An 11,140-nucleotide genomic window follows, 5' to 3' on the forward strand; every position below is an offset into this window, starting at 1 on the left:
GTAAAACACATTTAATGCATGCAATTGGTAATAATATTCTTAAAAACAACCCCGAAGCCAAAGTACTTTACTTGCATTCTGAGCGTTTTGTTGCGGATATGGTAAAAGCCTTACAAACTAATTCTATTAACGAATTTAAACGATTTTATCGTTCTCTTAATGCATTACTTATTGACGATATTCAGTTTTTTGCCGGAAAAGATCGGTCTCAGGAAGAGTTTTTTCATACTTTTAATGCTTTGTTAGAAGGACAGCAACAAATAATTCTCACCAGTGATCGCTATCCTAAAGAAATTGAGGGAATGGAAGAACGTCTTAAATCGCGTTTTGGTTGGGGATTAACTGTTGCGGTGGAGCCTCCTGAACTGGAAACCCGTGTAGCGATTTTGATTAGTAAAGCGGAACAATCTAACATTGAACTTCCTTATGAAGTTGCTTTTTTTATTGCTAAGCGAATACGTTCTAATGTACGAGAACTTGAAGGTGCATTGCGTCGAGTCATTGCTAATGCTCACTTTACTGGTAAACCAATTACCATTGAGTTTGTTCATGAAGCATTGCGTGATCTTTTAGCGCTACAGGATAAATTAGTCACTATAGAAAACATTCAAAAAACTGTTGCTGAATATTATAAAGTAAAGGTAGCTGATTTATTATCCAAGCGTCGTAGCCGTTCTATTGCAAGGCCACGGCAAATGGCAATGGCCTTAAGTAAGGAGCTGACCAATCATAGCTTACCTGAAATTGGTGATCACTTTGGTGGACGAGATCATACTACAGTTATTCATGCTTGCAGAAAAGTTAAAGAATTAGTGCAGGATGATAGTGATTTTACTGAAGATTATAAAAATTTAATGAGAATTTTATCTTCATAATAAGGGGGCAGTTTTGTTCGAGTTAGCTATTAAAAAAGAAGATTTGATTGCTCCTTTACTTACTGTTGCGGGGGCCGTTGATAAAAAACAGTCTTTAGCTATTTTATCTAATTTTTTATTGAAATTAGCTGATGGCAGACTGTATGTAACTGCAACTGATCTGGAAATTGAAATTTCAGCACAAGTTGCTTGTGAATCGAATCAAACAATGGGCAGTATTACAGTCCCTGCTAAAAAATTCATTGATATCATTCGTTCACTTGATGAAAATACAAGCCCTAATATCGTTTTTAATAATGGTATTGTTACTATCAAGCAAGGCCGAAGTTCTTTTAAATTAACTACCTTACCTGCAGAAAATTATCCTTTAAGTGAAGATGAATGTAATGATGTTGAATTAACTATTCCACGACTTGTTTTGCAGCAACTATTACAGGCTACTCATTTTGCTATGTCGCAACAAGATGTCCGTGTGTTTCTTAACGGATTATTTTTAGAGTTTGAACCTAATCTTATTTCTGCAGTTGCTACTGATGGACACAGAATGGCTATTTCGCGCTATTCTTGTGTTAATACGACACAGAGTAAACTTTTATTGCCCAAAAAAGGTGTTCAGGAGTTATTACGCTTATTGAATTGTATTGGTGATGAAGATGTTTTACTTTCTGCAGGCAAATCGCACTTTAAATTAATAAGCAGTCAATTTACGTTTATGTCTAAATTGATCGAAGCTCGATTTCCTCCTTATGCTAAAGCGATACCAAGAGAACAGGACAAGCAAATCATTATTGATTGTGCTCTTTTTAAGCGTTCTTTAGCGAGAATTGTCATTTTGGCGCATGAAAAATCTAAAGCGGTTATGCTTCATTTGCAACCAGGCCAATTAACCTTGATTGCTAATAATAATGAACAAGAAGAAGCTGTAGAATCTTTAGTTGCTGAGACTCAAGGTGATGAACTTAAAATAGGTCTAAATGCCACTTATTTATTGGATGTATTAAATCATTTTGGCGAGGGTCAGATACGTTTGTCTATGTCTACAACAGACAGTAGTATTTTAATTGAGTCTTTGCTAAATGAACACTATCAATATATTATCATGCCTATGAAGATATGATTTTAACTGATTTAAAAATTCATCATTTACGAAATATATCTCAGGCTAATTTATCGCTAAATTCCCGTTTTAATTTTATCCATGGTTCTAATGGAAGTGGTAAAACTTCCATTCTAGAGGCTCTGTATTTACTTAGTTGTGGCCATTCTTTTCGCTCAAGAGAAATTGCTCCGATTATTTCTCTTGAGCAACAGGCATTGACAGTTTTTTCACGGTTTTCTGACAACTCAACTATAAGCATCCAAAAATCATTATCAACTCCTACGCAAATTAAGTTAAACAACCAATTCTGCCATAGCACAAGTCAATTAGCTTATGCTTTACCATGTCAAATTTTTTATTCTGACATTTTTCAAATTATTGATGCAGGACCGGCTGTTCGCAGAAGCGTGCTCGATTGGGGATTGTTTCACGTGAAACAGAACTATCTGACGCTCTGGAAAGATTATAAAAAAGTTCTTAAGCAAAGAAATGCACTATTAAAAAGTAAAGCGACTTATCTTCATTTTATTCCTTGGGATAAACAGTTGAGTGAACTTGCATTTCAACTGGATACTCTTAGAAAAAATTATTTTATCCTTTGGGAGCAAACTTTTTATGAAGTTTTGAGCAAATTAACTAATAGCCCTTGCACTATTCAATATTTTAAGGGATGGGATAAAAAAAATACCGGTCGTGATTTGATGGAGGTACTTGCTGAACATTTTAATAGTGATTTGCATAAACAATACACGCAATATGGACCTCATCAAGCAGATATTGTAATTCATTGTGATGACAATAAAGCAAAACAAGTTTTATCACGTGGTCAGCAAAAAATAATTCTAATTGCACTAAAGCTTGCTCAAAGTAAGTTGTTAAATGGAGATTGTTTGTATTTATTTGATGATTTACCTGCAGAACTCGATGACATCCATCAACAAAATATATTTGATTACTTATACAATGCTAATGGTCAATATGTTATTACCAGTATAAACCCATACAATATTTCACAAATACTTCCTGATTCAAATTTTAACGTACTCTCGATAAAATCTGGAGTTATTGAGTAAATTTATACCCATAATTACAGAAATTTCATTTATATTTAGTATCTTATATCATTAGAAAATGGGGTAATCTAAAATGAGACATCAGTATTTATTCTCAGCTGTAATTGAGAATACATCGCAATTAACGAGTTTAATCTTAATTCTCTGGCCTTACCTCGCTACTCTATCTTTTATAAGTATCAATCTTTCTTTATACGACTGAAAAACCACATGTTGAAATAGAGACCTTATTCTATTTAGTGTACTAACATGGTTCTAGATAGGTAGTTTTTATTTTAGATATAATTCACAAATTTTTGACTTCATTTATTCGAATGCCAACGGAGCTAAACCAAATTTTGTTTAATATAATATTGTTTCACGTGAAACATAAGCTTAATTGTTTGCTACATGAACCAATTGAGCTTTCTTCGCTGGAATTCATCAATTCGAAAACTTAATTTTATATTATTAGTTACTATTCCTGATGATGTGAGTAATTCTTATAGGTCATTAATATTTTGCAGGACTCACCCCTGTTCGCACTGTCATTAAGTTAAGGATTTGGCCGTTATCCTGAAGAGCTAGCGACGAAGGCTCTCCCTGTATTCAGGAGATCCTTTGCTATGCTCAGGATGACGTACTTTTCTTTACTTAATAGCAGTGGCCTGTTCGTTCCAAATTTTATCAGAGGAGAAACAGTAGTTACAATCGGTAATCCTCTGCGCTAAGAGGATGTGAATACTCTTTATACTTGTATCTGTGGCAATTGGTGTGAATGTTATATTCTAAGGCTCAAAAATTTAATAATGATAGGTTCTGTGAACGAATTTTAAGAGTATTTTATAGGCAAGTAGGTTGGGCCTTGGCCCAACAAGTGAGCGCAGCGACTTCATTAATAGCAATAATAGAACGTTTATGGGGACATTTTTATATAAAAGAAGTCGCTATGCTATGATGTTGGGCCAAGGCCCAACCTACTTACTACTTGCACATAAGTTATGTCTAAATATTCGTTCACAGAACCTAGTCCTATAACAATAAAAAATTGTTCCACGTGAAACATAAGTAAATACATACTAGTTGATTATAGGAAGGATCAATGATTCGTATCTACAATTGTGGGAAGAAACAACAACAGGAACATACTGATTTATAATTATATTGACCTCTTTACCAGACTAGCTCCTCAACTATCAAGTACTACTACCGAGATCTCATGACCTTAACTGAATGTTACGAAGTGATGTTACATAGGGAGTTCTCAAAAGCAACTTGCTATGAATTTGTACATTAATTTTACTGGAATCTATAGTAAGAGAGATATTAAGAGACAGCTGAACTTTAATGAAAGCGGGGGGCTGGATTAAGCAAAGTTTCATCAGGCGCATATAAACCAGACGTAAAAGATGATATAATTTTTGAATTCAAAATACCACAATTCGGTAATGAGGGTTCCTGATGAGCGTTGATGCCAGTTATGATTCAAATAATATTAAAGTCCTAAAGGGTTTAGATGCAGTAAGAAAAAGACCAGGTATGTATATTGGTGATACTGATGATGGTACCGGTCTTCATCATATGGTGTTTGAGGTTGTCGATAACTCTATAGATGAAGCACTTGCTGGGCATTGCAAAGAAATATTCGTTACAATCCATTCTGATGAATCGGTTACGGTAAAAGATGATGGACGCGGAATTCCTGTTGATATTCATAAAGAGGAAGGGCGTTCTGCTGCAGAAGTTATTTTAACGATACTGCATGCCGGAGGTAAGTTTGATGATAACTCTTATAAAGTATCCGGTGGTTTGCACGGAGTTGGTGTGTCCGTGGTAAATGCGCTGTCTGAAGAATTGCATCTACTAGTACGACGTCATGGAAAAGTACATGAACAACATTATCGGCATGGCGTTCCTGATGCTCCTATTGCTGAAACGGGCGATGCGACCAATACCGGGACTCAGATATGGTTTAAGCCTAGCGCAGAAACATTTTCAAATATAGAATTTCATTACGATATTTTGGCAAAACGTTTAAGAGAACTCTCTTACTTAAACTCTGGTGTATGCATTCATTTATTTGATGAGCGTTCACAACGACAAGATACCTTCCATTATGAAGGTGGAATACAGGCCTTTGTTGAACATTTAAATAAAAATAAAACCCCAATTATTCCTGTCGTCTTTTCGATGTCTGGGGAAAAAGATGGGATTGTTGTTGAATTATCAATGCAATGGAATGATTCATATCAAGAAACAATTTTTTGCTTCACTAACAACATTCCACAACGTGATGGTGGAACGCATATGGCAGGTTTTAGAGCGGCACTAACTCGAACCTTAAATAATTATATTGAAAGTGAAGGTTATGCAAAGAAAGCTAAAGTGTCTCCAACAGGGGATGATGCCAGAGAAGGGCTAACTGCCGTGTTGTCGGTTAAAGTTCCTGATCCTAAATTCTCTTCACAAACAAAAGATAAATTAGTTTCTTCTGAAGTTAAATCTGCCGTTGAATCCAGTGTCGCTGAAAAGTTTAATGATTTCCTTATGGAAAATCCGGCTGCAGCGAAAGCAATTGTTGCCAAAATTATCGATGCTGCAAGAGCAAGAGAAGCGGCTCGTCGCGCGCGAGAAATGACTCGTCGCAAAGGTGCTTTGGATATTGCTGGCTTGCCCGGAAAATTAGCTGACTGCCAAGAAAAAGATCCTGCACTATCTGAATTGTACCTGGTAGAGGGAGACTCCGCGGGCGGTTCTGCAAAGCAGGGCAGAGATAGAAAATTCCAGGCAATATTACCGCTTAAAGGTAAAATCTTAAATGTGGAAAAAGCACGATTTGATAAAATGCTTGCATCACAAGAGGTAGCGACATTAATTACCGCACTGGGGTGTGGTATTGGTCCTGATGAATATGATCCGGATAAAGTGCGTTATCATCGTATCATTATTATGACGGACGCCGACGTTGACGGATCGCACATTCGTACCTTATTGCTTACCTTTTTCTACAGACAAACCAGAGAACTCTTGGAACGAGGATATATTTATATCGCTCAACCTCCACTATATAAAGTTAAGCGAGGAAAACAAGAGCAATACGTTAAAGATGATGAAGCACTTTTTGAATATTTGACCCAAAGTGCATTAGATGGAGCTGCATTTTATCCATCAAAAGATGCTCCTGCTATCACTGCAATGGCCTTGGAAGAATTGGTACAACAGTTTAGACGCGTTGGTAAAATTATTAAGCGTTATAAAAGAAGATATTCTGCTGACATTTTAAAACGAGTTGCTTATCTTCCTGTCTTGCAAAATGAAGATTTTAACCAGATGGATAAAATAGCCGCATGGTGTAAACAACTGGATTTAAGCCTGCAGCAGGTCGACAGTAAAACAGAACAATATTCTGTTGATGTGTTATCGCTGGATGAAGGTGCTCTGCATATTCCAAGAATTACTATCACGCAACATGGAATGGCGAATCATGTACCTATGAATGCTGAGTTTTTCTATTCGAAAGATTATAAAGAACTGGTAAGTCTTGGTACTAGATTAAGTTCTTTGGTTGATGAGGGGGCTTATGTCAAGCGCTCAGATAAAACTCAAGCGGTAGAAAATTTTGAACAGGCTTTAAACTGGTTAATGGATGAAGCTAAAAAAGGCCAGACCATTCAACGCTATAAAGGTCTTGGTGAAATGAACCCTGATCAACTCTGGGAAACTACAATGGATCCTGAAGTAAGGAGAATGTTGCAAGTAAGTATAGAAGATGCTGTAGCAGCAGATGAGATCTTTACTACGTTAATGGGTGATCATGTTGAACCTAGAAGAGACTTTATTGAGTCCCATGCTTTGGATGCAGAAAATATAGACATCTAAAATCTGCCTTTTAGTCTCATATGAATAAAAGCGGGGACGTTTATTACCCGCTTTTATTTTATACATAGCTTATCCTCTATTAAAATGAATCTAAGAATCCTTCCTCTCTAATTATTTATAATGTTCAGCAACAAAAATGCGAAAATAAGATGCACCGTGTTGTGTATGATGAATTTGGCTAGGGGGTTAAAATTAGCTTGGCTATGTAAATAATGCCAGAGGAGAAAGTCTCTCTGGCATAAATATTTGTAAGTGGATAATAATACTGCTCATAAACGCTAGGCTGTTACTGTTAGACTAATATAGGGGCCGCGAAAGCCAAAACTATTGGTTTCATTGCCATTAATACGTGAAATATCACCTGGAGCAAAGGCTATTGTTCCTCTTATTGTATCCATTGAGTTAAAATATTCATTTACTTGATATCCTGCTTCAATGGCGACATTGGAATTATTTGCGAAGTTGAAACTATAATCCAGGCCTAATTTAGCTGTAATACTATTAACTATTCTGTCTCTTTCTGGCCACGAATAATTAAAATTGGTACCTAACAGGCTTAGATAGGAATGAGAGTCAATTTTACCAACTATTAAAGCATAGTCAAAATAGCCTACTAGCCCAAATCCATGTCCTAGATTATAAGTACTATCAACACTTATCATTGGGCCAACACCTTTAAAACTACTGAGCATGTTACCTGGTGCTGCAAATGTTAATGAGTGTTTTAGTTCTGCATAACGAAGACCTAGGGATGGACGAATAAAAAATGCACTCGATACATCGCTGTATTTTCTTCCTGCTTTTAAATCTACTTGATTAACTTTATAGGACAAATAAGCATCGCTAACAAAACCAGGAGTAGGGGGTAATGTTGTGTTGGGAAACAGGACGCTGCCGAAGCCAATTGAACCATCTGAAAAATCATTTATTGCATGTGTTTTATTATCGAGAAATAAGTAACTGGCTTCTATATTATTAGCTGACATAGGTATGTTATAGCCCAATTTGACACTGCCTGCCCATTTATGTGGAGGGTCAAATGGCTTACTGAGTGCCGTTAAATTTCCAGATCCACCATAGAGCCAACTGTCAGAGACCATTCCCAGGCCTGTTTCACTTGGCTTTACATAATATGCTGTAACCCCTGCATATAATCCACCTTTTAGATTAAATGCGCAGAGTGCGGATGAACATACGGGGGCATCCTTGTCTGGTGTTGGATTAGTTGTTACAGCATAACCAGTTAAGCTGAAACTGGATAAAACAAATGGTAAAATATATACCTTACACATAAATCACTCCTTAATTAATGACGTGCCCAATTCAAATTGTAACTTCATACAAGTAGGGTATTTGAGCCTTAATAGTAATGGTTCAGTTGGCGGGATACAAGTAACTTACAAATGGATGAACGATGACTTATGAGAAAGACGGCTCATTATTACAATTATTCATTTTAATCAGTGAGTTAAATAAGGTTCTATGTACATAGTGATTTATTCATGAAATGATAAAACAGACGCTATTTTTAGGTATATTATGAAGATAATGAATGCAATGTTCTCCACGGTTAATGGTGGTATTGAACAGGTTTTTCTAACGTATAATCACGTATTGGAATCTTTAGGTCATGAATTAATCCCCGTAATTCACCCATGGGGGCAAGTGCGAAAAAACTGTACCTCAAAAAAAAGTACAACTATTTTTAATTACGGAAGTAATGATTTTATTGCCATACATCGACTGCGCAAATTGATAGAGAAAGAAAATCCTTCATGTATTATCACTCATACGAAACGAGATGCCCGACTTTTTTACAAAACACAGACTCAAGTGCCCAAAATTGCAGTATGTCATACGGTGGAATCTTTTGCTGAACTAATAACTATTTCAGATGCGGTGATTGTCATTACTGAACATATGTATCAGGAAGTGAGGCAAATGAATTGGGCAGGAAAAAAAGTTTTTACTGTACCTAATATGATTCACATTCCTGCTGATTTGCACTATAAGGAGCCCGTGATAACGAGTGTGCCAGTAATAGGAGCCTGCGCCAGATTTTCTGATCTTAAAGGGATTGATGTGTTTATTAATGCTTTAGCTATCCTTACACTTAAGGGAATTAATTTTACAGCTAAAATTGCCGGTAATGGGAAGCAGAAAAAACAATACATCAAGTTAATCAAGCAACACGGGTTGCAACATAATGTTACTTTAATGGGGTGGGTCAATGACAAGCACTCTTTTTATGAAAGCCTTGATGTGTTTTGCCACCCTACCTTAAAAGAGTCTTTTGGCTTGGTTGTTGTTGAAAGCATGATGCATTCAATACCTATGGTTCTCACTCAGGTGTCAGGGCCTTTAGAAATTATTGGTGAGTCAGGTTGTGCTGTTCTGGTGCCACCATCTGATGTAATAGGCTTGGCCAATGGTTTGGAGCGCTTACTTGGCGATCTTGGTCTTGCCAAAGAGCTTGCTCACAAAGGTTATCAGCGGGTTCAATATTATTCTTGTCAGGCTGTTGGCTCGTTACTTGATAAAGCACTCGATGAAATGAGTCATTAATTTGGCGCGTTTTTTCAACGGAGTTGTTGTGTGTCATGACCTTATTAATAAGTTCTTCCCTTTTTTTATAGTTGACTGGATCTGCCTGGTAAATATTTGCCCCACAAAATGATCCGGTGATATAATTATAACCATTTAAATTCTTTCTGCCTCTCCCTTATGGCAAAATTAACTCATGACGATTTAGTTAAGTTAGGACTACTACTGGGGTATCCATTAAGCCCTAAAGGTTTATGTGCTGGGTTTTCTGGCATGCTAATGCAGGCTATTCTTGCTCAGGAGGAAGAGCAATTTTGGCAACGATTAAAGCTTATTGAGTACTATAAAACGGATTTTACATCGCTAATCAGAGTAATGGAGGAAGTTAAACTTAAGGCAAAAACAAAAAAACTTGATGAGCAAGACATAGAATTTCTTGAGCTACTCGCTTTTTATGAAGGAATTGAACTTTATTTACAACCACATAATCATCAGGATGTATTTGACAAACGACCCGTTAGCCAAAGTTATCTTAATGATATTTATGCGCTAACCCATTCCAGGAAACAGGAACATACTAATCTCAGGATACTACTTAATAAGGCTTATGCGTTTAGTCATAGTCGTTTAATCAATTATCTTAATGATTTAGAAACGGTACTCATTGATTATCCAAACCTCCCTATTTTAATAGAAAATTCTTATCACAGAATTTTATTAAAATATAACAAAAATCATGCAAAAAAAAACTGGATGTTTGTTGACACCAATGATTTTGAAGCATACCCAAAACTCAGCAGTTATTATCGTGAATTAACTTAAAAAGAGCTAGCTGATAATTTATTTCATTCGTTAAGCCCAGGTTCAAAACATATTGTTTTTAATAGCACTTTGCTTACTAACAATAATCGTTATCTTATTGATGATGGCTCACTGAATAAATTGCATAAAAAATACATAGCAAATTCGACGCTGACCACAATTTATGATGCATCTGGGGCGGGATTGCTTTTTCATTCCTGCCAAAAAGGGGATGTCGAAGCCATTATACTCTTATTGGCTTGCAAGAATATTGATATCAATAAGGCTATGAATAATGGAGTAACCCCACTTTATATCGCATGTCAAGAAGGTCGTATTGACGCGATAAAACTCTTGTTGGCGCGCCAGGATATTGATATCAATAAGGCAATGGAAGCTGGCGTAACCCCGCTTTTAATCGCATGCCCTTTCGGTCATATTGACGTGATTAAACTCCTATTGGCGCATCCAGATATTGAGATTAATAAAGCAATGTATGATGGGCTAACCGTGCTTTTTGTCGCATGTGAAGAAGCTCGTATTGAAGTGATAAAACTCTTATTGGCGCATCCAGATATTGATATCAATAAAGCAATGTGTCATGGAGCAACCTCGCGGTATATTGCATGCCAAAATGGGCATCTTGAAGTGGTAAAGCTTTTATTGGCGCATCCGGATATTGAGATCAATAAAGCAATGCACGATGGATCAATTTCGCTTTATATTGCATGCCAGAATGGGCATCTTGAAGTGGTAAAGCTCTTATTGGCGCATCCGGATATTGAGATCAATCAAGCAATGGATAATGCGTTACTCGTTTCTTGTCTCTCTCCCTCAAATATAGCCAACACACGATAAATTGATTATTAGCAATGGCTCTGAAAAAGCTC

The 11,140-nt window shown here is 36.5% G+C and carries 8 protein-coding genes; 7 read left to right on the forward strand and 1 reads right to left on the reverse strand.

Going from position 1 to position 11,140, the window contains the following annotated elements:
• The 4 genes from dnaA to gyrB all read left to right on the forward strand — a co-directional run.
• On the forward strand, positions 1-875 hold an 875-nt coding region (gene dnaA, locus Q0495_RS09930), incomplete at its 5' end, for a chromosomal replication initiator protein DnaA (protein ID WP_298625587.1).
• Between the two features lie 13 nt (positions 876-888).
• The gene (gene dnaN / locus Q0495_RS09935; protein ID WP_298625590.1) at positions 889-1,992 is read left to right on the forward strand and encodes a DNA polymerase III subunit beta; all 1,104 of its coding nucleotides are present in this window, start codon (positions 889-891) and stop codon (positions 1,990-1,992) included.
• The gene (gene recF / locus Q0495_RS09940; RefSeq protein WP_298625593.1) at positions 1,989-3,047 is read left to right on the forward strand and encodes a DNA replication/repair protein RecF; all 1,059 of its coding nucleotides are present in this window, start codon (positions 1,989-1,991) and stop codon (positions 3,045-3,047) included. The genes dnaN and recF overlap by 4 nt, the downstream gene beginning before the upstream one ends.
• A 1,440-nt stretch (positions 3,048-4,487) precedes the next feature.
• Entirely contained in the window at positions 4,488-6,905 is a 2,418-nt protein-coding gene (gene gyrB, locus Q0495_RS09945) for a DNA topoisomerase (ATP-hydrolyzing) subunit B (RefSeq protein WP_298625596.1), read from the forward strand.
• Positions 6,906-7,183: 278 nt separating this feature from the next.
• Here gyrB and Q0495_RS09950 read toward each other — a convergent pair whose 3' ends face one another.
• Positions 7,184-8,197: an Lpg1974 family pore-forming outer membrane protein gene (locus Q0495_RS09950; RefSeq protein WP_298625598.1), complete on the reverse strand. Its 1,014-nt coding sequence runs from the start codon at positions 8,195-8,197 to the stop codon at positions 7,184-7,186.
• Positions 8,198-8,444: 247 nt separating this feature from the next.
• Between Q0495_RS09950 and Q0495_RS09955 the strand changes: the two genes are divergently transcribed.
• The 3 genes from Q0495_RS09955 (at position 8,445) to Q0495_RS09965 (ending at position 11,108) form a co-directional block, all read left to right on the forward strand.
• Positions 8,445-9,470: a glycosyltransferase family 4 protein gene (locus Q0495_RS09955; protein ID WP_298625599.1), complete on the forward strand. Its 1,026-nt coding sequence runs from the start codon at positions 8,445-8,447 to the stop codon at positions 9,468-9,470.
• Positions 9,471-9,629: 159 nt separating this feature from the next.
• Positions 9,630-10,271, forward strand: a complete 642-nt coding sequence (locus Q0495_RS09960) for a hypothetical protein (RefSeq protein WP_298625601.1) — start codon at positions 9,630-9,632, stop codon at positions 10,269-10,271.
• A gap of 69 nt (positions 10,272-10,340) precedes the next feature.
• Positions 10,341-11,108 (forward strand): ankyrin repeat domain-containing protein, encoded by a 768-nt coding sequence (locus tag Q0495_RS09965; protein WP_298625603.1) that lies wholly within the window; start codon positions 10,341-10,343, stop codon positions 11,106-11,108.
• Positions 11,109-11,140: the final 32 nt, after the last annotated feature.

Origin of the sequence: uncultured Legionella sp., from assembly GCF_937871865.1 — a bacterium.
GTDB lineage: Bacteria > Pseudomonadota > Gammaproteobacteria > Legionellales > Legionellaceae > Legionella.

Bases quoted from the DNA above. Each gene is read 5' to 3' on its own strand.
- recF (WP_298625593.1), top strand. From the start codon at position 1,989: ATGATTTTAACTGATTTAAAAATTCATCATTTACGAAATATATCTCAG.
- gyrB (WP_298625596.1), top strand. From the start codon at position 4,488: ATGAGCGTTGATGCCAGTTATGATTCAAATAATATTAAAGTCCTAAAG.
- Q0495_RS09950 (WP_298625598.1), bottom strand. From the start codon at position 8,197: ATGTGTAAGGTATATATTTTACCATTTGTTTTATCCAGTTTCAGCTTA.
- Q0495_RS09955 (WP_298625599.1), top strand. From the start codon at position 8,445: ATGAAGATAATGAATGCAATGTTCTCCACGGTTAATGGTGGTATTGAA.
- Q0495_RS09960 (WP_298625601.1), top strand. From the start codon at position 9,630: ATGGCAAAATTAACTCATGACGATTTAGTTAAGTTAGGACTACTACTG.